The 25,136-nt window shown below is 54.0% G+C and carries 21 protein-coding genes; 15 read left to right on the forward strand and 6 right to left on the reverse strand.

What is annotated here, in order from left to right; all coding sequences use genetic code 11:
• Positions 1 to 9: 9 nt before the first annotated feature.
• The 15 genes from EBA_RS01900 (at position 10) to EBA_RS01970 (ending at position 17,343) form a co-directional block, all read left to right on the forward strand.
• A complete protein-coding gene (locus tag EBA_RS01900) occupies positions 10 to 1,380 on the forward strand; it encodes an adenosylmethionine--8-amino-7-oxononanoate transaminase (protein WP_192372705.1) in 1,371 nt (456 codons plus the stop codon).
• Positions 1,380 to 2,108, forward strand: a complete 729-nt coding sequence (locus EBA_RS01905) for a 16S rRNA (uracil(1498)-N(3))-methyltransferase (RefSeq protein ID WP_192372707.1) — start codon at positions 1,380 to 1,382, stop codon at positions 2,106 to 2,108. Before EBA_RS01900 ends, EBA_RS01905 begins: the two co-directional genes overlap by 1 nt.
• Positions 2,108 to 2,998: a CPBP family intramembrane glutamic endopeptidase gene (locus EBA_RS01910; protein WP_225615852.1), complete on the forward strand. Its 891-nt coding sequence runs from the start codon at positions 2,108 to 2,110 to the stop codon at positions 2,996 to 2,998. Before EBA_RS01905 ends, EBA_RS01910 begins: the two co-directional genes overlap by 1 nt.
• A gap of 100 nt (positions 2,999 to 3,098) precedes the next feature.
• Positions 3,099 to 3,407 (forward strand): hypothetical protein, encoded by a 309-nt coding sequence (locus EBA_RS01915; RefSeq protein ID WP_192372709.1) that lies wholly within the window; start codon positions 3,099 to 3,101, stop codon positions 3,405 to 3,407.
• A gap of 637 nt (positions 3,408 to 4,044) precedes the next feature.
• Positions 4,045 to 5,415, forward strand: coding sequence for a F0F1 ATP synthase subunit beta (gene atpD, locus EBA_RS01920; protein ID WP_225615854.1), 1,371 nt, complete (start codon positions 4,045 to 4,047; stop codon positions 5,413 to 5,415).
• On the forward strand, positions 5,412 to 5,822 hold the full coding sequence (locus EBA_RS01925) for a F0F1 ATP synthase subunit epsilon (protein ID WP_192372712.1): 411 nt from the start codon (positions 5,412 to 5,414) through the stop codon (positions 5,820 to 5,822). The genes atpD and EBA_RS01925 overlap by 4 nt, the downstream gene beginning before the upstream one ends.
• Before the next feature lie 2 nt (positions 5,823 to 5,824).
• Complete coding sequence (locus tag EBA_RS01930; protein WP_192372714.1) at positions 5,825 to 6,100, forward strand: AtpZ/AtpI family protein; 276 nt, start codon at positions 5,825 to 5,827, stop codon at positions 6,098 to 6,100.
• Between the two features lie 136 nt (positions 6,101 to 6,236).
• Positions 6,237 to 7,316: a lytic transglycosylase domain-containing protein gene (locus EBA_RS01935; RefSeq protein WP_225615857.1), complete on the forward strand. Its 1,080-nt coding sequence runs from the start codon at positions 6,237 to 6,239 to the stop codon at positions 7,314 to 7,316.
• Positions 7,317 to 7,458: 142 nt separating this feature from the next.
• Complete coding sequence (locus EBA_RS01940) at positions 7,459 to 8,139, forward strand: F0F1 ATP synthase subunit A (protein ID WP_192372716.1); 681 nt, start codon at positions 7,459 to 7,461, stop codon at positions 8,137 to 8,139.
• A gap of 2 nt (positions 8,140 to 8,141) precedes the next feature.
• Positions 8,142 to 8,408, forward strand: a complete 267-nt coding sequence (locus tag EBA_RS01945) for a F0F1 ATP synthase subunit C (protein WP_020483596.1) — start codon at positions 8,142 to 8,144, stop codon at positions 8,406 to 8,408.
• Between the two features lie 157 nt (positions 8,409 to 8,565).
• Complete coding sequence (locus tag EBA_RS01950; RefSeq protein ID WP_192372718.1) at positions 8,566 to 9,321, forward strand: F0F1 ATP synthase subunit delta; 756 nt, start codon at positions 8,566 to 8,568, stop codon at positions 9,319 to 9,321.
• Complete coding sequence (locus tag EBA_RS01955; RefSeq protein ID WP_407663527.1) at positions 9,314 to 10,750, forward strand: F0F1 ATP synthase subunit alpha; 1,437 nt, start codon at positions 9,314 to 9,316, stop codon at positions 10,748 to 10,750. Before EBA_RS01950 ends, EBA_RS01955 begins: the two co-directional genes overlap by 8 nt.
• Complete coding sequence (locus tag EBA_RS01960) at positions 10,747 to 11,535, forward strand: F0F1 ATP synthase subunit gamma (RefSeq protein ID WP_192372722.1); 789 nt, start codon at positions 10,747 to 10,749, stop codon at positions 11,533 to 11,535. The genes EBA_RS01955 and EBA_RS01960 overlap by 4 nt, the downstream gene beginning before the upstream one ends.
• 178 nt (positions 11,536 to 11,713) lie before the next feature.
• Complete coding sequence (locus EBA_RS01965) at positions 11,714 to 12,223, forward strand: aspartate carbamoyltransferase (RefSeq protein WP_192372724.1); 510 nt, start codon at positions 11,714 to 11,716, stop codon at positions 12,221 to 12,223.
• A gap of 407 nt (positions 12,224 to 12,630) precedes the next feature.
• Entirely contained in the window at positions 12,631 to 17,343 is a 4,713-nt protein-coding gene (locus EBA_RS01970) for a WD40/YVTN/BNR-like repeat-containing protein (protein ID WP_192372726.1), read from the forward strand.
• A 69-nt stretch (positions 17,344 to 17,412) separates the two neighbouring features.
• On the opposite strand, the gene EBA_RS01975 is transcribed toward EBA_RS01970, so the two are convergent.
• From EBA_RS01975 to EBA_RS02000, 6 genes are read right to left on the reverse strand one after another with little or no spacing between them, the layout of a single operon-like run.
• Complete coding sequence (locus EBA_RS01975) at positions 17,413 to 19,521, reverse strand: putative bifunctional diguanylate cyclase/phosphodiesterase (protein WP_192372728.1); 2,109 nt, start codon at positions 19,519 to 19,521, stop codon at positions 17,413 to 17,415.
• The gene (locus EBA_RS01980; RefSeq protein ID WP_192372731.1) at positions 19,518 to 21,155 is read right to left on the reverse strand and encodes a sensor histidine kinase; all 1,638 of its coding nucleotides are present in this window, start codon (positions 21,153 to 21,155) and stop codon (positions 19,518 to 19,520) included. Before EBA_RS01980 ends, EBA_RS01975 begins: the two co-directional genes overlap by 4 nt.
• Positions 21,152 to 21,772 (reverse strand): DUF1638 domain-containing protein, encoded by a 621-nt coding sequence (locus EBA_RS01985; RefSeq protein ID WP_192372733.1) that lies wholly within the window; start codon positions 21,770 to 21,772, stop codon positions 21,152 to 21,154. The genes EBA_RS01980 and EBA_RS01985 overlap by 4 nt, the downstream gene beginning before the upstream one ends.
• Positions 21,769 to 22,797 (reverse strand): uroporphyrinogen decarboxylase family protein, encoded by a 1,029-nt coding sequence (locus tag EBA_RS01990; protein WP_192372735.1) that lies wholly within the window; start codon positions 22,795 to 22,797, stop codon positions 21,769 to 21,771. The genes EBA_RS01985 and EBA_RS01990 overlap by 4 nt, the downstream gene beginning before the upstream one ends.
• Positions 22,794 to 23,459, reverse strand: a complete 666-nt coding sequence (locus EBA_RS01995) for a cobalamin B12-binding domain-containing protein (protein ID WP_192372737.1) — start codon at positions 23,457 to 23,459, stop codon at positions 22,794 to 22,796. Before EBA_RS01995 ends, EBA_RS01990 begins: the two co-directional genes overlap by 4 nt.
• Positions 23,459 to 25,108: an ASKHA domain-containing protein gene (locus EBA_RS02000; protein WP_192372739.1), complete on the reverse strand. Its 1,650-nt coding sequence runs from the start codon at positions 25,106 to 25,108 to the stop codon at positions 23,459 to 23,461. The genes EBA_RS01995 and EBA_RS02000 overlap by 1 nt, the downstream gene beginning before the upstream one ends.
• Positions 25,109 to 25,136 lie beyond the last annotated feature (28 nt).

Below are 25,136 nucleotides of genomic sequence, written 5' to 3' on the forward strand. Positions count from 1 at the left end.
ATGCCACCCATGAATAATCAATCTATCGTTCAGCGCGATCTCGCCGTGCTCTGGCACCCCTGTAGTCAGATGAAGGATTACGATCCTCGGGCATCCCGGCGGGATGCGTTGCCTTTGATCCCCATCAAATCAGGGCAGGGCGTCTGGCTGGAAGATTTCGACGGTAACCGTTATCTGGATGCGATTAGTTCCTGGTGGGTAAATCTGTTTGGTCATGCCAATCCAATTATCAATCAGGCGCTTAGAGATCAGCTTGACTCGCTAGAGCATGTAATCCTTGGCGGATTTACCCATGAAGCCGCGCTAACACTGGCGGAAAAACTGGTGGAAATTACGCCGCCGGGTTTGGATAAATGTTTTTACGCGGACAACGGTTCATCAGCAGTCGAAATCGCGCTGAAGATGAGTTTTCATTATTGGCGTAATCTCGGACAGACTCAAAAAACTAAATTCATTACGTTGGAAAACAGCTATCACGGCGAAACGCTGGGAGCTTTGGCGGTTGGCAATGTCGCCTTGTACAAGGAAACCTACGCGCCCTTATTGATGGATGTAATTACGGTAGCCAGCCCGGATTGCTATCATCGCGAAGCCGGCGAGAGCTGGGAAGCCTACTCAATCCGTCGCTTCGCTTACATGGAGCAGGCCTTGATGCAGCATGCTGACGAAGTTTGCGCTGTGATTGTCGAACCGTTGGTGCAGTGCGCCGGCAGTATGCGCATGTATCATCCGGTATACCTAAAATTGCTGCGCGAAGCGTGCGATAAATACCATGTGCATTTAATCGCTGACGAGATTGCCGTGGGTTTTGGCCGCACCGGCACCTTGTTTGCCTGCGAGCAAGCGGCAATCAGTCCGGATTTTATTTGCCTATCCAAAGGGCTGACCGGCGGCTATTTGCCGTTGTCTGCGGTATTGACCAGCAATAAGGTATATCAAGCCTTTTATGATGACTATCAGAATCTCACCGCGTTTTTACACTCGCATAGCTACACCGGGAATGCATTGGGTTGCCGAGCGGCGTTGGCCACGCTGGGGATATTTCAGCAGCAAAATGTGATTGCCAACAATCGGCAATTGGCGACGGTTATGGCTAAAGCGGTAGAGCGTTTTAAGGGGCACCCCAACGTTGCGGAAGTTAGGCAAACCGGCATGATCGTCGCCATTGAGATGGTCAAAAATAAGCAGACGCACGAAGCGTACCCTTGGCAGCAGCGGCGCGGTCTGTCGGTTTATCGCTATGCTTTGAGTCGTGGCGTGCTGTTGCGGCCATTGGGGAATGTGATTTATTTCATGCCGCCTTATGTTATCAACGAGCAGGAGATACAACTGATGGCAGACGTCGCCTGGCAAGGCATCCAACTGGCGGTGCAGGACTGATGCGTGTTTCTCGTTTATATGTCGCCGCGCCGCTAAATGTCGGCGGTCGCATTGACTTAGACGACGATGCGGCCCATTACGTGCGTAGTGTGCTGCGGTTGAAGCCAGAGCAGAGCATCGTACTGTTTAACGGTCAGGGCGGGGAATATCTGGGGCGTTTCAGCGAAGTCAGCCGTAAGAGCGTTCGGGTCGAAATCGAGCAATTCGTTGATCGTAACGTCGAATCCCCGCTGACGATCACTCTGGGTTTGGGTATTTCTCGCGGTGACCGGATGGACTGGGCGGTGCAAAAAGCCGTTGAACTAGGCGTAACGCAGTTGACGCCGTTGGTAACCGAACGTTGCGTGATTAAATTCAACGACGATAAAAAGCAGCAGCGCCTGCAGCATTGGCAGCATATTGCCCAGCACGCTGCCGAACAATCCGGACGAACCTATTGCCCCGCGCTGGGCGAGATAGCGAATTTAACGGATTGGGCGGCCGAGCAGCAAGGCTTGAGAGTGTTTCTCGATCCCTATGCCGAACAATCCCTAGCTGACTTAAAGCCGGAAAACAATAGCGTCACCCTGCTCTCAGGGCCGGAAGGCGGCTTTAGCGAGCAAGAGCGACAAGCTGCCAAAGCAGCGGGATTTGTAGCGGTGCGGATGGGTGCCCGGATTTTGCGCACCGAAACGGCGGTTTTATCGGCATTGACCGCCGTGCAAACCTTGTGGGGAGATTTCCGCTGATGCGCTGGTTCGCCTATGCCTTGGCGCCGTTGGTTGTTTTGGTGATTGCGGCCACTATTGCGAGCATGTTGGGTTACGGTTTATTGTGGATTGCTGGCGACATTTTGCCATTGGCAAAAGTCATTAGCAAAATTACGCTGATTCTGTTGTTGCTGAGTATTTTTCCGTTAAAGAAATATCTGCAATTCAGCTGGGCGGATTTTGGGTTTGCGCCGAAAGCGATATTTTACAAACAATTTGGCCAAGGTCTGGCACTGGGAGTGCTGACATTGCTGCCGGTATTATTGTTGCTGTATTGGCTGGATATTCATGTCTGGGACGATACCCGGCAGTGGACAGCCGCTAAGATCGCGGAAAAAGTCGGATTGGGTTTGTTTTTTGCCGTGCTGATTGCCCTTGGCGAAGAAATACTCTTTCGCGGTCTGTTGCTGAGCGGGTTACGCCGGAAAATGCCGATTGTTGTTGCCGTGACAATCAGCTCTATCTACTATGCGGCGTTGCATTTTCTAAAAAGTAAGTCGCAAATTGATTACGCTAATTTAACGCCGAGCAGCGGTTTAACATTGATGGCTGAAGCGTTTACAAACTGGTTGAATCCGGCGATATTCAGTGCCTTGCTGGCTTTAGTTGTGGTGGGGGTGTTTTTAGCAATTCTCAGGACTCGGGTGCCACAAAGCCTAGGTTTATGCATCGGTTGTCACGCCGGTTGGGTTTGGCAAATTAAGGTGAGCAGAGACTTGTTCAACGTTAATTTGCAGGCCGATTCCTTATTCCTGGTTAATACGTATTACGATGGCGTATTGGGACCTTTAGTAAGTATCTGGTTGGTGGCATTAATCGTTTATTGCTTGTGGTCCAAGTTGCAGAGTAACGCTTGCTACGGTGATTAGGCCAAGACGCAGAACCCGCTTAAAAAATGGTTGCCAGATGCCGTGGTGTTTTGCAATATTTCTCCCCATCATTTCCAGTGCATCATAAGAGGACATATTTATGCGCAGACTCAGACTGAATACTTCCGTAATTCTCTTAACTTTAATGGTGGCCGGTTGCGCCGGCGAGCCAGTCGCACCGACTAAGCCGGCGGCGGACAAAATTCTGTCCGGTGAGCAGATGTTGCGGGACAGTCAGGGCATTGCACAGTTGGGCAGTCGTTGGCAGGAGGGTAAGCAAATGGTCGAGCGCGGGCAAACGATGCAGCGTGAAGGTCAGGTAAAGATCGACGAAGGCCGCAATCTGGTCGAAGAAGGCCAAAAAGTCATGCGTGAGAGCGAAGAAGGTTATAAAAATATAAAGCAGTAACGACACGCCGGCGGAAGTTGCCGGATCGTTTTCAAGGTATATCGGTGATTATGTAGTTCAGCCCGGTGGCTGCGAGCGTTTAGGGGGCGTCGCTACCGGTCTGAAACGATTACGCTGCGGTGCCGCCGCGAATCTTTGTGCGGTGCGGGACTAAGCTTAAGATCGGTTTGGACCTGTTGATGCTAGCGTTGTAGATCTCCAAGCATTCCAGCTGCGTGTTGTAACATAAGGCACACAGCGAAGTGTTTTGCAAAAATTGCAACTCGTCCGGCGGAATTTCGTCCCCGCACCTTGAGCAATGGCTTAACTGCGTTGCCTTTGGTTTCATGTTTCGCCCTCTTTGTCGTATAAATCGTTGCCGAGGATAAACGTAATATTCGTTGCCTTCTGTTGGAGTATCGGCATTTTTCAACACTGCGCTGCTAGGGCAATGTGATAAAGTCCAAAGTTCCTGGATTAGCCGCCGGAGACCAGTGTTAATCGGTAGCTGCAACATATTGCAAATATGCTAAATATCTAATGTGATTATCCAAGTAGTGGCGATTCCGTAGCAAGCTTTTTTCGCTGTTCAGCACAAGAATCTAAAAAATATGCTTACCCAAATGTTAGAGAGGGTTGTGCGTCGGAGTATGTGGCTATGACAGGTGAGATGAATCAGGTGGGTCGCATTGAGGCCGCGCAGGGGCCGGTGGTCGATGTGCGTTGCGATTATCTGCCGCCTATCGGTCAGGCACTGGATGTTATGAACGGTGCAGGGCGTTACGTGCTGGTCGTGTTTCAGCATCTGGAGCCGACGCTGATTCGGGCGATTGCCTTGCATTCGGTCTCGGGACTCTTTCGCGGCATGCCGGTGTTTGATCGCGGCGATGCCCTGAATGTGCCGGTCGATCGCTGTTGTCTGGGACGCATGCTGAACGTGTTCGGCGACCCGCTTGATGGCGGCCAGCCATTACCTAATACAATTTTCAGAAATATCCTCTCCGCTCCGCCCTTACTGTCCGATACCCTGCCTGCCTCGCAAATTCTGGAAACCGGCATCAAAGTCATCGACCTGCTTTGTCCGTTCGTGCGCGGTGGCAAAACCGGTTTATTCGGCGGCGCCGGTGTCGGCAAGACCGTGCTGATGATGGAGTTCATGCACGCGGTTAGCGTGACGATGCAAGGCGTATCGGTTTATGCCGGCGTCGGCGAACGCATGCGTGAAGGTCACGAGCTTTGGCATGAAATGGCCGATGCCGGCGTTTTGCCCAAGGCGCTGTTGGTCTATGGACAAATGGACGAGTCGCCCGGCGTACGTTTTCATGTTGGCTATACCGCCTTGGCTTACGCCGAATATTTGCGAGACACCCTAGATACCGAAGTGCTGTTCCTAATGGATAACATCTTCCGCTTCGTGCAGGCCGGCAGCGAAATTTCCGGTTTACTGGGGAGAATGCCGGCTACGGTCGGTTATCAGCCGACTTTGCTGACTGAAGTTGCGTCGCTGGAAGAGCGCATCGTCTCCACCAAATCCGGCTCCATTACCTCGGTTCAGGCCGTCTATGTGCCGGCCGACGACATGTCCGACCCGGCCGTGGCTACCATCCTGGGTCATCTCGACAGCGTGGTGATACTGTCGCGTCAACAGGCTGCCAAAGGGATTTATCCGGCCATCGATCCCTTACGTTCCGGCAGCCGAATCATGGATCACCACATCCTCGGCGATCGCCATTATCAGGTCGCTCGTGCCGTTCGTGAGCATTTGTCGCGTTATCGGGAGTTGGAAGATATTATCGCCATGCTCGGTATCGAAGAGCTGTCGCAGGAAGACCGACGTATCGTCGAGCGGGCGCGACGCTTGCAACGCTATCTGACTCAACCTTTTACCACCGTAGCCGACCATACCGGCATGCCGGGCGTACGGGTGCCGCTGGCGCAAACCATTGCCGATTGCGAAGGGTTTATGGACGGCAAATACGATCAACTCAGCGAAGCCGATTGCTATATGCAAGGCGCAATGCCGGCGTGAACAGTTTCGCGTTAACCTTGCTGGACAGCCGAGGAGGCGAGTGTTTCGAGACCGTGACCCAGTTTATCGGCGCCGATGCCGACGGCAGTTTCGGGATTTTGGCCGGGCATATTCACAGCGTGGCCTTGCTTAGATATGGCTTGGCCCGCTTCAACGATCAAGCCGGCGTCTGGCGTTATCTGGCCTTGCCCAGCGGTGTGCTACGCTTTGCCGACAATCAATTAACGGTTACCTCTCTGCGCTATTTTCTTGGTGATGACCGCGGTGCAATCTGCGAGCGACTGGCGGCGGAAATGACTCAATCCGATTCCGAAGTACACACTGCGCGGGCGACGCTGTCGGAAATCGAACGTTCCTTGGTGCGGCGCCTAGCCGAACTTAGTAGTCACGGCACCGCAGGAATATAGCCATGAGTTTTCGCGACAAACTAATCGAACACACCCGCCGCGATTTACGGCGTTTGGAAGATAAAACCCGCCGTCCGGCAACCTGGGTAGGTATGTTGTTTTACGGCGGCACCCTGGGTTTACTGTTTGTGGTGCCTATTGTCGCCGGTGCTTATCTGGGGCGCTGGCTGGATACTTTGGCCGCTGGTTATTCGGTGCGCTGGACTGTGAGTTTGATCGTGTTGGGTATTGTGGTTGGCGCTTATAACGTTTTTCGATTTTTGCAGGAAAAAAGCTAATTTTTTTCGGATTTATTCTTCACGAAAATTCGAAATGAGCGCTATTATTTATTGAAATTACACGGGGAATTTTTTATCGCTCCTTGGTGTAGGAAACGTTACATCTATCAACGTCGCACCCAATAACCAGACCAAAATGAAACCACCTCTGCTGCGTTTACCTCTTCCCTTATTAGCCTTATTGTTGCTGAATGCTTGTAGCAGTAGTTCGCCGGTAAAACGCGAGAAAATTGCCTCAGTTAGACCGAATATCTCTCAACAACGACCGGCTTATCAACCTCAGCCGGCTCCGTACAAACCGGTGTTTTATACGGGGACTTTTCCAAAACCTGCGGCGTTGGAGCCGGCGGTGGATTTTTGGCGAAAAACTTATGCTATCTGGCAACGCTCCGAAGTAGCTTTTCACGATGACCGTTATCTGGATGTAGTCTACGAAGTGATGACCTTGCCTGGCTACGTCGCCGAAGGTTTAACGCCGGAGCAAAAAGACATGGTTAGTCAGCGCCGCGAATATTGGAAAGCCCAATTAGCGGAATTGGAAAGTAAAGTGCGTTACGGCGCGGCGTTGAACGCCAACGACCGGCAATTGATCGCCAAGCTGGAAAGTAACGGCAGATCGCTAAACAGCGTATTGCCGGGCCTTAGCGACAGACTGCGTTCGCAACGCGGCACTCGTGAGCGTTTTAAACGCGGTTTGGAGATCAGCGGTCGCTATGATTTACAGTTTAGAAAAACCTTCCGCGATGCCGGCTTGCCGGAAGACTTGGCTTATCTGCCGCATGTAGAATCCTCGTTTCAACCGTCCGCCAAATCCTCTGCCGGCGCGGTCGGCATGTGGCAATTTACCAAAGCTGCCGCCAAAACCTTTATGCCTGGTGGTGATCGCGTGGATCAACGCTACGATCCTTTTGTGTCCGCCAACGGCGCGGCCCGGTATCTGAGTTACGCTTACGGTAAGCTCGGCGATTGGCCTGCGGCAGTGACCTCGTATAACCATGGTATCGGTGGCATGAAGCGTGCGAAAAATCAAGTCGGTAGCGACTTCGTGCGCATCGTCGATAGCTACGACGGCCCGGCCTTCGGGTTTGCGTCTCGCAACTACTATGCGCAATTCCTGGCCGCCCGCGAAATTGCCTCCAACCCCGAACAGTTTTTCCGGGAAGGCATACGCTACGAAAGTCCGTTGGCTCCCGGTCAATACCTGGCTGTCGAATAATTAGCTTTACTGCATGGGCCGTTTTTTGGTAGCGCGTATAACGCCTTCTCCAACGGACGCGGGTTAGCTAAGAGGCGTCGGCTGATGTGGTGGCTAAGTTGGGTTTCAGCTAAGCTCTTTTCGTTGAATACGAGGTGAGGACATGAATAACACCGAGTCGGCAGCCGATACCCTTTTTCAACTCGGTCCGCTTGCGATCAGTAACACGGTCGTCACTACCTGGGGCGTGATGCTGGGCTTTGTGCTGTTAACCCTGTTGCTACGTTTGAGTCGGCAGCCCTCCCAATTGCAAAACTTGCTCGAAGCGGTGGTCGTGGCGATAGAAGGCGCCATTGCCGAAGTCTTGCCGGCGGTCTCGGTGCGCCGGGTTTTACCGTTCGTGGCGACCTTGTGGCTGTTTGTGCTGGTCGCCAATCTGGTGGGTTTAATTCCCGAGCTGCACGCGCCCACTCGCGACTTGTCCGCCACGGCCGCTTTGGCGGTGCTGGTGTTCGGTTCCACCCACTGGTTCGGCATCCGTGATCGCGGCTGGCGACGGCATTTTCGCCATTACGCAGAACCTAGCATCATCCTGCTACCGTTTCACATCATCAGCGAATTTACCCGTACATTGGCTTTGGCCATCCGTTTGTTCGGCAACATCATGAGTCTGGAAATGGCCGCTTTGTTGGTGCTGCTGATCGCCGGCTTCCTGGTGCCGGTGCCGTTATTAATGCTGCACGTGATCGAAGCCGTGGTGCAAGCCTACATCTTTGGTATGTTGGCGTTGATATACATAGCCGGCGCGCTGGAGCCGACCGAATCCGAAATGTCTGAGGAATAGTCATGAACGACATCCATTTATTTAGCATGATTTCTACCGGCGTGGCCGGCCTGGTGATTGCCCTCGGTACGATGCTGCCCGCCCTGGCGATGGGCAAGGCTATCGCCGCTGCGCTGGAAGCCTTGGCCCGCCAGCCGGAAGCCGAGAAAACCATCACCCGTACCTTGTTCATCGGCTTGGCGATGATAGAGTCCTTGGCGATTTACTGCTTGGTGGTGGCGTTGATCGTGTTGTTTAGGAATCCGTTATTAGAGTATTTTTTGAAGTAGGTTTTTAATTTTTACCGGCTGACAGCTTTTTGCTTGGGAAAAGATAGCTGGAATTCAAACCGTTCGTGGTGAGATTGTCGAACCATGACCGGCTTGACTGATCAGTGTGTCGCTGTTGCGACAGCGACATCACGTCCAACCTAACGGTAACTGCAACATGATGCAATTCGACTGGACAACCTTCATCCTGGAAATCCTCAACTTCCTGGTTTTGGTGTGGATACTGCAACGCTTCTTGTACCGGCCGGTACTGGCGATGCTTGATGCCCGGCAACAAGGTATTAAAGAAGAAACCGAGCGTGCCACACAATTACGCAATGCAGCGGAAGCCTTGCGCCAACAATACGAGCAACGATTAGCGGATTGGAATCAACAGCAAGAAACCAGCCGTCGCCAGCTAGATGAAGAGCTGGCTCAGTTGCGTAGTACTGCCACAGAGAATCTGAAGCAAACCCTAGCCGATGAAGAGGCTAAACTGCGGGTTCGCAACCAGACGCTAATCGCGGCAGGGGAAGCAGCATTAATAAGGGAAGCGGCTGGCGCGGCTTACGGACAGGCGGCGGCGATGTTGCAAAGACTGGCTTCTCCGCCATTGACGCAGCGTATTGTCGAGGTATTTCTGCAGGATCTGCTCAATATGCCGGATAGCGAACAAACCGCGCTACGCAAAGCGGCGTCGATGCTGATTGCCGCCTCCGCCGTCGAAGTGCTTAGTGCGCATCCGTTGAGTGAAGCAGACCAATCGCGAGTACAGGAAGCGCTGTCTACTGTTGCCGGGCAAGCTTTGCAACTCAGGTTCAAGGAAGATCCGGCCTTGATCGCCGGGTTGCGCGCAGTGGTCGGCGAGTGCCAATTACACGCTAATCTGGCCGATGAGCTGGCGTTTTTTCGGCGGCAGGCCAATCATGGCTAAAACAGACCAGGCTTATCGCTTTGGCTTGCGCTTATCCGAGCGCGGCTGCGTGGCCGGCATAGGTGACGGCATCGCCTGGATACGCGGCTTACCCACTGCGCGCCTCGACGAACTGATCGGTTTCGACGACGGCAGCACCGGCTTGGTGTTTCAGCTGGGCAAAGATGTACTGGGCGCAATCTTGTTGTCGCAGAGTCGTGGCGTCACCGCTGGCATGGCGGTGCAACATATCGGCCGCAAGCTGGAAATAGGTGTCGGCGATGCTTTATTGGGGCGGGTGGTCGATCCGCTCGGCAGTCCGCTGGACGGTTTGCCATCGCCGGAATCGCGCCAGCTTCGCTCGCTGGAAGCCGCCGCGCCGCCCATCATCGAGCGCGATTTCGTGTCCGAGCCTTTGTATACCGGTTGTAAAATCGTCGATAGTTTGATTCCGATCGGCAAGGGCCAGCGCCAGCTGATCATTGGCGACGACGGTATAGGCAAAAGCGCACTGGCTCTGGACGCCGTGCTCAACCAACGCGGTCGCAACGTATTGTGCGTAATGGTGTTGATCGGGCAGCCGCGTTCTTCCGTCGCCGGTACCATAGAGGCGCTGCACCAGGCCGACGCATTGGCCTACACCGTGGTGGTGGTGGCCGAAGCCAACGCCTTGCCGGGCTTTCGTTATCTGGCGCCGTTTGCCGGTTGTGCGATTGCCGAGCACTGGATGCGCATGGGCCGCGACACGCTGGTGGTCTACGACGATCTGACTCGTCACGCCCAATCCTATCGCGAGCTGTCTTTACTGCTGCAGAGGCCGCCGGGCCGCGAAGCGTATCCGGGCGATATTTTTTATCTGCATTCCCGGCTGTTGGAGCGTTCCACCGTGTTGTCGTCGGCATACGGCGGCGGTAGTATGACCGCCTTGCCCATCATTGAAACTCGCCAAGGTGAGTTGTCGGCTTACATTCCCACCAATTTGATTTCGATTACCGACGGCCAGATTTATTTGGAAAGTAAATTGTTTGCGGCCGGCATGCTGCCGGCCATCGACATCGGCCGTTCGGTGTCGCGCATCGGCGGCAAAGCGCAGCATCCGGCGATCAAAAACGCTTCCGCACACATTCGTTTGGATTATTTGCAATTCCTGGAACTGGAGTTGTTTGCCCGCTTTGGTACCCGCCTGGAAGCCGGTGTCGAGGAAAAGCTGCAGCGCGGCCGCTTGCTGCGGGAGCTTTTGAAACAGGATCGCTTGCAGCCTTTGTCCGAGCAAGCTCATCTGGCCTGGCTGTTAGCTTACGGCGAGGGTTTGCTGGAAAACATTAAACCGGAACAGGCGACCGGCGTATTGGCGAGTATGCTAGCCCGATTGCCGGATACTCTGAAACTGGATACACCGAAAAAGCACTGGTTGCAGGTGTTGCGGCAATTATTGGCGGATAAAACATGAGTCAGCGCCGGGAAGTCGAAGCGCGTTTAGCCTTGTTCGACGATTTGTCAGGCATCCTCGGTGCGATGCGCAGCTTTGCCTTGGCCGAATTGCGTAAGGTCGGCAAGCGTGAAGCCGCGCAACAACAAGTGGTGCAATCGTTGGAAACGGCCTTGGCCGATTTGGCTGACAGCCTGCCGGAGCCAGTTTTAAGCTCGCCCGCCGAGGATATTTGGTTGCTATTCGGTTCAGTGCGCGGCTTTTGCGGCAGTTTTAACGAAGACGTGATGCGCTATTGGCGAAAAAAATCCTCTCAGCAAGGCCCGCTGATTTTGCTTGGCGAGCGCCTGCACCAAATGGTGGATGAACGCGCCGCGCTGCAAAGGCTAAGCGGGGCAGACGGCGGTTTGGATGCGCCGGCAGCCATAGATAGAATTTTGGCGGCAGTCGCAGAACTGCGCGGCGGCGAGTTCGGGCTGATAGCTTGTATCCGCGATGAACAAGGCGCGCGTAGCCAACGCCTTTGGCCCTTGTCGCACGTTGCCGGCAAAGCCGGACAAAATCCACCTCTGACTTTCGCGCCGGCAGCGGAAGTTGCCGCTGGCGTTGCCGAACATTATCTGTTTCATACCTTGCTGGCTTTATTGTTGCGCTCAATTCGGGTAGAAAACCACATGCGCTTGATGCAGATGGAAACCGCATTGCGGCATCTGGAACGCGGCGGCGAAGAATTGCAGCGGCAACGCAACCGGCTGCGTCAGGAAGAAATTGTAGAGGAAATCGAGTTGATGGTGGGGCGGCGTTGACGCGCCACCGGCTCATCCTCGCATGCTGTGCGGCCTGTTCCTGATTGTCCGCACAACTTCCAGGGCTAACCCTGTGCAGCAGGCGCATCGCTTTCGGACCTGCCTAATTATGGTGGCTTGCGGTTTTACCATTTATCTCGAACAAGCCGTGTTGGCTGAATAAAAAAGGAAGACGACTATGAATAAAACACTCTTTTTAGCCATGCTGACATTGTCGGTCTCCGCCGTCCAGGCTATTCCGCCGGTCGATCCGGCCCGACTCGACGAAGTGCAGGAGCGCGGCAGCCATGTGATGCCGTTTGATCTGGAAAAAACCCTGCATATCTTCGATAAGACCGAAACCGGCGGACTTCAACAAGTGATAGCCAAGGATGCCGCTGACAGCGAACAAATTGGCTTGGCGCGCAGCCATCTGTCGCAACTGGCTACGCATTTTGCCGCTGGCGATTTTTCCGGGCCGCGCCGTATCCATGGTGACGATATGCCTGGGGTTAAGGCGCTGGCGTCGGCGGCCGGAAAAATACGTTTCGTTTATCGGGAGTTGCCGAACGGCGCGGAAATCGAATATGCGACGGCAGATAAGGCGTTGATCGAGGCTATACATAGTTATTTCGACGCTCAGCTCAGCGACCACGCCCGTCATGCGGTGCCCGGCGGACATGGCATGCATCACGGTCATCAGCCATAACTTTGTCCGCAAGACCATCATGTTCGATGATGAAACTATCCGTCTTATCTGGCGGGTATTTATTGAGGGTTGTCGGCCTTGCTTTTGCGTTAACCGAGGGTTTTGATGTTGGGGCAGCAACTTGCTGCCTTCCGTCGGCAGAACAGATGTCGAGCGTCCGGTGATCATCAACTCCGTTGGGGCCACCTGGGAAGGCGATCCGGATAGTTAAGCACCGCACCAATCACGCTTGCGATAGCTTGCGTGTGTTCTGTAGAGACTCAAGATATTGTAAATGACCAGCCGCGCGCACTGTCGGTTCAAGCTATGGCGCTCAAGGCATGTGAAATAGTGCCATTCGATTTGCCTTTCCTTGACACGATTTTGTTGTTAAAAAGTCGTTAGGCAAAAGACGTCAAGGGGGCGACATGTCCGTAAGGAAGACCAAGCATGCAGCTGGCGCCAAAGCTGCGCCTACAATAGTCGCTTCCGGTGATTGGTATCGTCGTCCTGGATTTTGGTTGGGTTTAGCTTTGACGCTGGCCTTACTGTCCACTGTAGGTGCCTTTCGCCAGGCGTCGCATCCCAATGCCTATCGCCCGTTAGCCGCTTTTCCAAGCTGGGATTTCTTTCGCTATCCTGTCGAGCGCAACGCCTTTCGGCGGCTGCCGGCGATTGCCGGTAATCTCAATGATCTTGCGGTTGCCGATGATGGTCAACGTATCTGGGAGGTGGGTAGCGGTGGTCTGATTGTCTATAGCCAGGATGGTGGAGTGAGTTGGCGGCAAGGCCAAATCGGTCCGCCCCCCGCCGAATCGGTGGTGCAGGACAGCAGCTTCTGGATTAACGATGCTCAAGCCGGGATGCCTCCGGAACCTCAACAACAGTACCTGCCACCAGTCGATGTCGGTAACTCGGCGTCTAATGTTCTGAAAGCCAACTCCGACTATGCCAATGCACCGGCGCGCCAGGAGCTGCCAGCAGATCCTAATACGCAAACGACGCAAAGCGTTGGGCAAGCCATTGATTTGTCGACTATAAGACGCAACGCTCTAGAGAAACAGACTTTAGCCAATCCAGTATCTGAACGCGGTCTTGACAAAAAAGCGCCCGTAAATGTCGCCCAGCCTCCGGCAGTGAAGCAGAAAGTAGCGGAGATTGATCCAAAAGCAACGGACTTGACAGCGGTTTCGTTTATCGACTCCCTTCGTGGCTGGGCGGTCGGTAACGGCGGGATAATCTTGGCTACGACAGATGGGGGCAGGAGTTGGCAAAATCAGCGTAGCGGCACTGACGGAGCGCTTAGCAGCGTGTATTTCGCTGACAGCGTCCACGGCTGGGCGGTGGGTTCGGGCGGTATCATCCTGGCGACCAGCGATGGCGGTAAAAATTGGCAAAGCCAAGCTAGCGGGACTGCGCAGTGGCTGGGTTGCGTGAAATTTACCGATAATTTGAATGGCTGGGCGTTAGGCGGCAACGGCCTTATCGTTGCTACTAAGAATGGCGGTGAAACCTGGCAAGTGCAGGCTGGCAATGTCGCGCGCACCCTTAATAGTGTGGCTTTTATCGATGATTTGCGTGGCTGGGCGGTAGGCGAAGCGGGGGCGATTGTTGCTACCAATGATGGCGGGAAGGCTTGGCAAGTCCAGACCAGCGGCAGCTCGGAACACCTGAACAGCGTCCGGTTTTTAAAAGACGGTTTGCACGGTTGGGCGACGGGCGATAACGGCCTTATAGTCGCGACGATGGACGGTGGCCGTAGTTGGCAAACTCAAAGCAGCGGCACCTCGTCCAACCTACGTAGTCTGGGTTTTCTAAGCGATGGCTCGCGGGGATGGGCGGTGGGTGGTGACGGCACCCTACTCACTACCAGCGATGGCGGGAACACTTGGCAAGTTGCCAGCCAGAAGTCGTTGACCCGTGTGCAATTCCTAAGCAATCTGCAGCAGGGCTGGGTTGTGGGCGCTGACGGTTTAATTTTGACCACAAATAACGGCGGGCAAACTTGGCAAGTTCAGCTTAGCCATACGGCTCAACATCTGTTTGGTTTGCATTTTCTTGCCGACGGTAGTCGCGGTTGGGTAGCCGGACATGGCGGTACGGTACTGAATACGCTCGATGGCGGTCAGAATTGGCGAGTTCAAGCCAGCGGTGTCGATAGCCGACTATATCGAATACAGTTTCTCGAAGACGGTTTACGCGGCTGGGCGGTGGGGGATTCTACACTCATCACTAGCCGCGACGGCGGACAGAATTGGCAACAAAAAACAGGGGTGAGGCCGGAGACTTTCGCGCTTGCTTTACATTTTCAAGCTGATGGTCTGCGCGGATGGATCGCTGGCGATATGGATAGAGTCTATTTCACCGCTGATAGTGGTGGGACTTGGCAATCTCAAGTTATCGGCTCCGGGAAAGTTATTGCCGACATTCATTTCCAAGCCGATGGGCAGCGTGGTTGGGCTGTAGGTCGATACGGCACGATTTTAGCCACCCGCGATGGCGGAAAAAATTGGCAGGCTCAGACCAGTTTGACCAAGCAGGACCTATGGGGACTGGCGGTTGCCAGCGACGGTAGTCGCGGCTGGGCAGTCGGTAGCGGCGGCACGGTGCTCGCGACGAAGAACGGCGGCGAAAATTGGCAATTACAAACCAGCAACACATCGGCATTCTTGACGGATATTCATGGCGACGATGCCGGCCGTCACGCCTGGATCGTCGGTGCAGCAGGCACCATACTCGCTACCAGCGACGGCGGCGAGCTGTGGCAAGATCCGGTGTTGCCTTATCAACGCTATCCAGCACCCTGGTATTACCTGAGCTGGTTGCCAATATTGCTGTTGTTCAGCCGTGGCTTGCGCTTGCAGTTGCTTGAATTGCGCGAACCGGAAGCCAACGATTCCAACTTAGGCATTAATCCGACCGCAGCTTCCGACAAGCCCACCGGTCCAGGCAGTCGTGATTATCTAGGCAGTTTGCAGCTGGCAAGGGATTTGTCCACCTTTCTGCGCAATGAAAATACCTTGCCGCCGTTGACGTTGGCGATTACTGGGGATTGGGGCAGCGGGAAAAGTTCGGTGATGAATTATTTGCATGCCGAGTTACGCCGCGAGGGTTTACGGCCGGTGTGGTACAACGCCTGGCACCATCAGGAAGAGCAACAGGTACTGGGCTCGATTCTGGAATGTGTGCGGCAGCAGGCCACGCCGCCGCTGTGGCCTTGGATAGTACCAGGTTTATGGTTCAGATTACGCTTGCTGACTCATCGGCGTTTTTGGTTGCAACTGTTGGCGGCCTTGCTATTGACCGGTGTTTGCTGGTTGGCGGTGTTTGCGTATTTTCATGAAGAGTCGGAAGAGAATCAGGTCTGGCATTTCGCTTCTAATCTAGCCGGGCTGGAACAGCCGGCGGTGTTGACTGCGCAAGGCTATACTCGCTTATGCGCCAACGCGGAAGGGACTGCCAATCCAGGCAAACCGCAGATCGAAAATCTGTTTGGTGCGGCCGATTGTCAGAATTTGCACTGTTTGGTGAATGCGGAAGCCTCCGGCGAAGCAAATCAACCGGCGAATTGCAAAGATACCTTAAGCCGTTTCGCCAGCGACGATAACTTGCTAGCACATGCCGGTGCATTACTGGGCCACGAACTAACCCAGGAGCGCAAACAGGCTATCGTTAAACAATTGGAACACAGTCCGGGCAAAGCACCCTTTGCTTTGCCTGCCTGGTTGACGGCATTGTTGACGGTGTTGACTACCGTGGCCGGGGTCGTTGTGATTAAGGGCGCTTCATTGTTTGGTTTGGCCAGCACCGATCTACTGAAGACCGCTATCAGTAAGTCGGGCGTTATAGAAGCCACCGAGTCGGTCGGTACCCGGCAAATTTGGGAACGGCGTTTCGAACGTCTGACCCGTTTGTTGGGGCGACGCCGGTTGGTGTTGTTTATAGACGATCTTGATCGTTGTAGCCGAGATCATGCGCTGCGGGTGCTGGAAACTTGTAATTTTTTGGTCAGTAGCGGCGAGTTGTTCATCGTGATGGGTATTGCCCCCAAATATGTGCTGGCCAATGTGAAACTGCATTTCAAGGAACTCGCCGAGGCCTTGCATGAATTTGACGATAATGGCCTGGACAAAGCCGCGACCGGTGCTGCTGATCAGGCTGCACCCGTTCAGAAACCTCGCAGTCTGGCGCGTTTTTACCTGCAAAAACTGATCAATATCGAAGTGCCGGTGCCCACCGCCGGTAGTGAAGCGATGCTGAACATGTTAACCGGGAGCGGCGGCGAGGAGGATAGGCGTGGTCAACGCGAGCAGTGGTTGCAAACCTTTAGCAACGGTCTGGTATTGACGTTGCAGATTCTAGCCCTGCTGTCCGCGATGGGCTGGGCGGCTTTTCATGCCAGTCAGCCGATACTCATCACGTCGAAACCGCCTGTTTCGATGCAGCAAACGCTGCCGGAAGCAGTAAGTAAGTCTGCAGAGAGCAGCGTAGAGCCTGAGGTCGAGACACCTGACAAACTTAAAACCGAGTCGGGCATCGCCTCGTTGCGCGCCGATTTCAAGCCCGAGCAATTGACACCCTGGCCGCAACGCATCGGTTATGGCTTGTTGCTATTGTTTATGTTGTTCGTTGCAGGCTTGGTGTGGGTTGGCGTCAACGAAAAAGCCCGGAATTGGTTAGTCGATTATCTGGAAATGGCTTACAAAGCTTTTGGTCGAGATTGGTTCGGGCCGCGGCAAATCCAGGATACTCCGGAGTTTGCTGCGGCTTTGCGGATCTGGTATCCGCTGATCCACAAAACCCAAGCGCAACCGCCGGAGTTCAATTCGCCACGCACCGTCAAAGCCTTTTTAAATCGCTTACGCTGTTTCGCCAGTCGCTGGCCGAAAACCACTGGTGTACACGGCGAAGCGCAATTGGTCGCGTTGGCGGCTTTGCATTTTTATTTGGGGGAGGACGGCTTTGAAAAAGCCGCTAACGATTTAAAACTGGACGAGCCTCCCGGTGTTTATTTGAGTGCGTATCCAAATTCTGCGCAATCCATTGTGCAACATTTGCAAACATTTGGCCCACCCAGCGACGACGATTGCCAGTTGTTTAAATATTTCATCGAGAATCTGGAAATCCACAAACCGCAATAGGTCCGAACAAACAACAGCCCAACAAATAAACGTTTTAGCAAGGTCATTCACGCCGGCCCTCCCGGAAGGTTAGGGACAGTCTGATTTTTTTAACCATTCCTCGTTAGGTAGCCAGTTATCTATCCAGGCATGTAAGTCCCCGGCCGGCATTGGCCGGGCGATGCCGTAGCCCTGGGCGTTATCGCAGCCCAATTTCAGCAATAGCAAGCCGTGTTCCTCGGTTTCGACGCCTTCGGCTATCACTTGTCGATGGAAGGCGGCCGTGAGATTGATGATGCCGGCGACGATGGCCAGATCTTCCGGGTCGCCGAGGATGTCGTGGATGAACGATTGGTCGATCTTTAAGGTTTCGGCCGGCAGGGCTTTCAGGTAGGTCAATGATGAATAGCCGGTGCCGAAATCGTCCAGCGCAAAGCCGACGCCCAGCTTTTGGCATTCCTTCATTACGGCCGTGACGCGGCCAATATCTTCCAGCGCGGCAGTTTCCAGTATCTCCAGTTCCAGGCAGTGGGGGCGCAATTGCGGATGGGCGGCAAAGCCGGATTTCAGGGTTTCGACAAAGTCATGGTGCAGTAAATGCCGAGGGGCGATATTGATACTAATGACAATGTTCAAGCCCATGTTCTGCCAGTGTTGCAGATGGTCTAGGGCGCGGGCCAATACCCAGTTGCCCAGGGCTATCACCAGATCGGTACCTTCTATATCGGGCAAAAACGCGGCAGGCGACAATAAGCCTCGCTCGGGATGCTGCCAGCGTATTAAAGCTTCTGCGCCCAGTACTTTACCCATGCGCATATTAACTTTGGGTTGGAAGTACAGCACGAATTGGTTGTTGAGTAGCGCGGTCTCGATTTGCGTCAAGGTTTCGCCGCGTATTAGCGCGATCCGATCCAGTTCCTGATCAAACAGGTGGTAGCGATTTTTACCGCGTTGTTTGGCGATATACATGGCCTGGTCGGCATGCCGTAACAGGGTGTCGGCATTTGCCTGATCGTTGGGGTACAGCGTAAAGCCAAGGCTGGCGGATACGCAGACCAGATTGTCTTCAATCGACGTTGGTTCCGCGACCGCGCAGAGCATGCGCTCCAATACGGCTTCGCATTCGCGGCTATCGCTAAAATCCAGTAATAGCAGCACAAACTCGTCGCCGCCGATGCGGGCCACGGTATCGCCGGCTCTTAGGCAGTCGCGGATGCGTACCGAAATTTCTATCAGCAATTGATCGCCGACATCGTGACCGAATTGGTCGTTCACCGGCTTAAAGCCGTCCAGATCCAGATAACATATCGCCATGTGATTGCCGGCACGATGGGTGTGGGCTAACGCTTGCGCAAGCCGGTCGGCCAGTAATACCCGATTGGGAATGCCGGTTAACGGATCGAAATGTGCTATGCGTTCCAGATCGTATTCATGGTTTTTCAGCGGAGTGATGTCTGCCGACAAGCTGATGTAATGATGAATCTGGTTATTGTCGTCTCGCACCGCCGAAATTGAAGTCAGCGCGGCAAATACCTCGCCCTTCCTATTACGGTTCCAGAGTTCGCCGCTCCAATGATCGTGTGCGTTTAGCGATTGCCACATGGCTTTGTAAAATTCTGTTGATTGCCGACCGGATTTGAGCATGCTGGGGTTTTTGCCCAGTACTTCTTCGCGTGAGTAACCGGTAATTCGGCTAAAAGCCGCATTGACATCGATGATGCGATTCTCGCTGTCGGTAATTACCACACAGTCGTGGGTGTGAGCGAATACGCTGGCTGCCAAGCGTTGCTCCGCTTCTCGGCGTTGCAGTTCTTGGCGAAATTGCTCGCGCTCCAGCAAGTTGCGAATGCGTAGGCGGGCAATTTCGATGCTGATGGGTTTGGTTAGATAGTCAGCGGCGCCCAAGGAAAAACCTAGTGTCTCGGCTTGAGTTTCGTTTAAAGCCGTAATGAACACAATCGGAATGTCTTTCAGGCGCGGATTGGCCTTGATCCGGCGGCAGGTTTCATAGCCATCCATATCCGGCATCATGATGTCGAGCAGGATCAGGTCTGGCGGGGCATCGAGCGCCAATTCCAGGCCTTTGCCGCCGGAGGTGGCGATTTGAATTTGATAGTCGTCTTGCAATGCCAAACCTAACAAGGCCAGGTTGGAGGGCGTGTCGTCTATGGCAAGAATTTTCAGCTGTTTGCTGTTCACTGGACTTGCGCTCCATCCCAACCCAATACGGCATAAAGTCGCCGTAATTGTTGGCGTGCCGGGTCAAATTTCATTTCGATAACCAACTGGGTTATTACGGCAAAACACGGCTCTATCGGGCTGCCGTGTAGTTGGTTCTGTAATGCCTTGGCTTGATTAATGGCATGGAACATGTTTTTGGCAAGTAATTTGTCGAGTTCGTCCAGTAGTGGCCGTAACTCCGGGTTATGTTGAATCGAGGCTATTTCTGCCGCGCTGATTGTCGGGTCGGACAACGCAACGGGAGGCGGCTCCATGTAGCTTTGAGAGATGTCCGGCGTATCTGCATGCAGTTCCGCGCCTAACATGGGTAGGGGCTCTTGTTGGTAATTGTTATTGTGCAAATGACAATCAACGATTTCGCAACGGATTCTGAACCAGAAGCGGGCGCCTGCGCCGGAGCTACTTTCCACGCCGGCCTCGCCCTGCATCAGTCCGGCAAAACGTTGCACGATCGATAAGCCCAGGCCGGTGCCGGCGTACCGCCGTGTTGAACTGGCGTCAAGCTGGGTAAAAGGTTTGAATAACAGGTGTTGTTGCTCAGGAGCAATGCCTATGCCGTGATCGGTGACTGAAAATTCTAATTGAGCTTGCGAACCTTGCCGCCGCAGTTCGGTTACGTGGATTTGGATGACACCCTGACTGGTAAATTTAATGGCATTGCTAACCAGGTTTGAGAGCATTTGTCTGACTCTGATTTGATCCAGTAAATAGCATTGCTCGGCGGGGCCTAACCAGGCGCTTTCAATCTGCAGATGTCTCTGATGCGCACTTTCACCAAACAGCGATTGAACTTCGGCAATGATTTGGCGCGGTTGCGTGGCCGATAACACTAGCTCCAGGCGATTCGCCTCGATTTTGGACAAATCCAACACATCATTTAGCAGGGTTAGCAAGATTTGCCCGGATGTCAGGATGGTACGGGCGCATTCTTGATGCTTGCTTGGGTCGCAATCCGGCATGTTGAGTAATTGCGCCATCCCCAAGATACCGTTCAACGGGGTGCGGATTTCGTGTGACATGGTGGCCAGGAAGTTACTTTTGGCCTGATTCGCGGTTTCAGCGATACGGGTTTTGATTTCATTGCTCAAAATCAGCGCCATGTGCGAGAAAAACGGCGATAGGTAATCGCGCATTTGCGCGGAGCCCAGCATGTCGGTCATTTTGATGGCGCCGAGTAACTCTTTGCCGATTTGCAAGGGCATGACCCAGGTGCAGGCGACGGCCGGGGTGATGCCGCGGAGTAGCGTGCGCTGAGAATCCGTTGCTTGTTCGACAAAGCGACGGTGTTGAAAAACTTCACTGATCAATGGGTCGTCGATATGATCGAGAATTTGGCGTTCGCCGGCTAAGTTGGCGAAATGAATCTCGCCCTCGTCCAGATAATAAATTTCGACATTACTGCCGCCTAAACTGCCGCACAACGCGGTCATCAGGCTCTCCAGCAGTCCCTCGACGCCAGCGATGGGGTTTAGCAACTCCACCATGTGCAAGATTAGATATAGATTCGCCTTTTCTTCCGAAAGCTTGCGGGCGCGGGTCTCCAATTGCTTGACCCGTTCCTGCAGTTCTCGATAAGAAGGCGCTTGATTCATTGATCCGCGGCAAGCCGGCGTTGAATGGCATCGGCCAATACCGACTCCAAATGCTCCAGGTTGACATCCCTCCACTCCAGCGGCAGATCGACGAACCGGGCGGCGGCTTCCGCCGCGGAACTAAAATCGCCGTTACACGGCGTGCGGAGGGCCAGAATATATTTGTGGCTGCTGTGGAATATCTCTCGAATCACCGTCATGTTCGCGCCGAAGCACGCGGTGATCATCGGCTCCCAGGTCAAGGCCCAATCTTCCAGTAAAAAATACGCGCCTTTTTCCAGTTCCTGCATGAACAGCTCGTAGCCCAATAACATCACGATACAGTTTTGGCCGTGGGTGCGGCAGGTGTGGTGGCCTTCCAGATATTTTTCCATCAGGGGGTGACAGCCGCCGTAAAACACCACGGTTTTTTCACCGAGTTTCTCGCGCTCTTCCAGTGCCTGATTCAGCTCGGTGGATAAACGATTCAGGTAGTTGTGTAGGGCCGAATCCAGATAATGGGTATGGACGTTCCACCGATTTTTCTCGATTAATCGATCCACTTCCTTGCGCAAGATGCCGCAGCCTATCATCGTCAGCGGCGGTTGATTTTCCGGTTGGATTACGAAGGTTTTCATTCCAGTCTCCCATATTCGAAAGCGGCATCGACCATAGCCAGAATGTTGGCCTCGGGCACTGCCAATGGCATTACGCCGTTACCGAACAGAAAGTGGCCGCCGGTTTTGCCTATTTCAATAATACGTTTTACTTCGGCGCGGGTTTGTTCCGCGCTCCAATGAATCATTTTAATATCGTCGATGACGCCGCAGGTCAGGCCGCGGGTATTAATCAGGCGTTTGGCTTCGGCGATGTCGGCAAGCGGGCTAATGTGGTGGCTTTTGATGTGAAGTTCATCGAAAACCAAATCGATTACATCGTTAAAAGGGGCCATGCCACAGTAATAGACCACGCCTTCGCTGCCGCCCGGCAGTAAGTCCCGTTGCATCCAGGGCATTACGATGTGCTCGATTTGTTTGCGGCTGACGAAATATGGCGAGCCGAATGGCGAGGAATAAATTAGGACATTTGCCCCTAAGGCACGCAAGGCGGCGATTTCTTGTTGGAAAAAGTCCGAGCATTTGCGTAGTAGTTCGTCGCGTATGTCGAAAGGGCCGAGCAGGAATAGCTCCATCCATTTGTCCATGCCCATCAAAATGGCCGGCAAAGTGGTTGAGGCCGTGATGTACGCGCAAATTGGATGTGTAGCGCCGACTTCAGTGCGCAAAATCCGCATACAGTCGGCGATGGGTTGCCACGCTGGATGTTGGGTAATGTCGGCCGGAATGTCGAATTTAGCGATGTCGTCCAAGTTTTTAATGACAAAGTCGGCGACATTCGGGACGCCGTCGTCGGCAAACAGAATTTCCCGGCAACCCAGCAATTCCGCCTCTTTGCCGACGTAATGCAGGCTCCATATGTTGTCGTATCCGTAACGCCGCAGCATGCGCAATTGGGCGTCGGCGACATATTCACCCATGCTGAAGTATTCCTTGGCAGGCATCCCCAATTCCCTGGCGCCGTGATCGGGGAGATTGCAAAAAATTGGAATACGCGGTGCTGGTGCGCCGCTTGTCGCGGCGTTAAGAATTTCGAGAGGTGTCATGGTTTGACTCCGCGAATCAAATCGACGATGACTTTGGCGGCGGTGACGCCATCAGGTGCCCAGGCATCCGCGCCGACCTTGGTGTACAGCTCGGGATCGAATCGGTAGGGGGCACCGCCTACCACTAGTTTGATTTGTTGTTCCAAGCCGCGCTGTTGTAACAACGTCCGCACACCCAAACTGCCTTTTTCACTGGTGGCCGTATGTACCATCATCGCAGACACGGCAATGACCTGAGCGTTTTCGCTGATCGCGGCATCGACGAACTTGTCGGCGCTGACATTGGTGCCTAGATCAATCACATCCACCATCAACGATTTCAAACAGCCGCTGACGATACGTTTGCCCAAGGAATGCAGGTCGCCGTGGGCTGCACCGATGACGACCCGGCCGATCATTTCCGGGGGCTTGCTGAATTTTTCCAGCATCTTTTCTGTGACGTCGGCGGCTATTTGCGCGGTCATGAAATGCTGGGCCAGATTGGCGTCAGGGTCTTTTTCAATCAAGGCCATCATTAATTCGACTGCCGGGATAACCAAGTTGAAAACTATGTTCTCCGGACTAAAGCCGTCGAGCAAAGCCTGATTGACGACATCCAGCGCCGCTTGCTTATCGGTTTCGAATACCGCCTGATTGTAGGATTGAATATAAGCATCAAGCATTATTCGTACTCCGCGATGGGCATGGGTTGTAAGCGTAAATGGTCGATAAAGCGATTTTCGTATTCGAAAACTCCGCCAAGATTGACTACGCGAGCCCTTTGGACAATAGCATTCAATCGAGTTTGCCCTGTTGGGTTCAACAACAGCTGTTCGCAACCGGCCAAGCTGGCGTTGGCCAGTAGGCTCACTCGGTCAGAGGAGATTGCCGGCAGTAAGCCGACACGGAACGCGCTGTTCAGATCCAAATGCTGGCCAAAACTGCCGCAAATCCATAGCCTGTCTAAATCCTTTGCGGTCAAGCCTGCCATGACTAGCAATTGTGCCATGGCTGCCGCTGTTGATGCCTTGGCACGCTGAAAAATATCGATGTCGCTCGCAAAAATGGCACTTCGTGGTGTGTTTTCCTGCAATAAAAAACCCTGCTCGGTTTGGGGCTCGGCGAAACGTCCGGACGGTTTCAGTTGCTTTTCATCCAACAGCAGCGCAATCGCATCGATGAAACCGCTGGCGCAATAGCCGCGCGCCGGCGCGTCCCCTATGGTGTGCAAGCGTCGTGTGCCTGCACTTGTCGACACTTTACAAATCGCACCGGACTCGGCAGTTAAACCGTTACGCATACCCACACCTTCAAATGCCGGTCCGCCTGGAACGGAGCTAGCCCAAAGGTTTATGCCATCCCACAGCGCGATTTCGGTATTGGTGCCGAAGTCTGCCAATAGCATTGGTTGCGTCTGTGTAGTAACGCCGGTAGCGAGCAAGTCGGCCAGCAAGTCGGAGCCGATAAAACCGGCCAGGGGTTGGGCGATGTCTATTTTGGCATGCGGGGTTCGCCAGGCGTGGCGCCAGGCCTCGGTATCGACCGGCTGGCAGGCAATGGGGCTTTGCCAGTTTTCCGGTTGGTAAAGACTGTCGCCACTATTGCCGCAGATTAGCGAGAGCATCGCGGTATTGCCGACTATCAGTACCTTGCCCAGCTCGGCAAGAATAGGCGTGATTTCACCCATGTCCCGACTGAGAATATCGCGAATGCCATCCATGATAGCATCGCGGGCTTGTTGACCTATCCTCAGGCAATCTTCGACGTCCAGGCGTTCGGCATCCAGACGAGTCAACACGTCGGCACCATGCGCTACCTGCGGGTTGATGCTGTAGCGCGTGCCGATTCGGCGTCCGGATTGCCGATTCCATAAGGACAGGCGAATATGCGTGGTGCCCAGATCGACCGCGACGCCGTAAACGTATGCGGTGACGGCTGGGTCGCCGTCGGCCCGATAAAGTTGAGAGGTATCCAGACTTTTCCAGTCCGAGTGCGGCGCGGGGTTTTCCAGATAAAGTTCGCAGTCGCTACGCACGCGTAATTGGCAGGCCAAGCGCACGCCGCTGGCCAGATCTTCCGGTAGCAGTTTTTGCCGTTCCGCCAGTGTCGGCGGATTGAAGTCGCCGCTGATGGTTTGAATCAGACACGCGCCGCAGGTACCCAAGCCGCCACAGGCTGCCCGCACGCGCAAGTCGGTGGTGTCCAGCGCTTGCCGCACCGACATAGTGGAGTTTATCGGTAAACATAGCGTCTGCGTTTCGCTACGGATAGTCGCCAGCGGGGCTCTATCCGGGGAAGAGGGGCGCTCGGTATTCAATGCGGTCTCAGTCATTGTCGTGGGCAGCGGGCAAGCGAGGCTT

Origin of the sequence: Methylomonas albis, from assembly GCF_014850955.1 — a bacterium.
In the GTDB taxonomy this organism is placed as follows: domain Bacteria; phylum Pseudomonadota; class Gammaproteobacteria; order Methylococcales; family Methylomonadaceae; genus Methylomonas; species Methylomonas albis.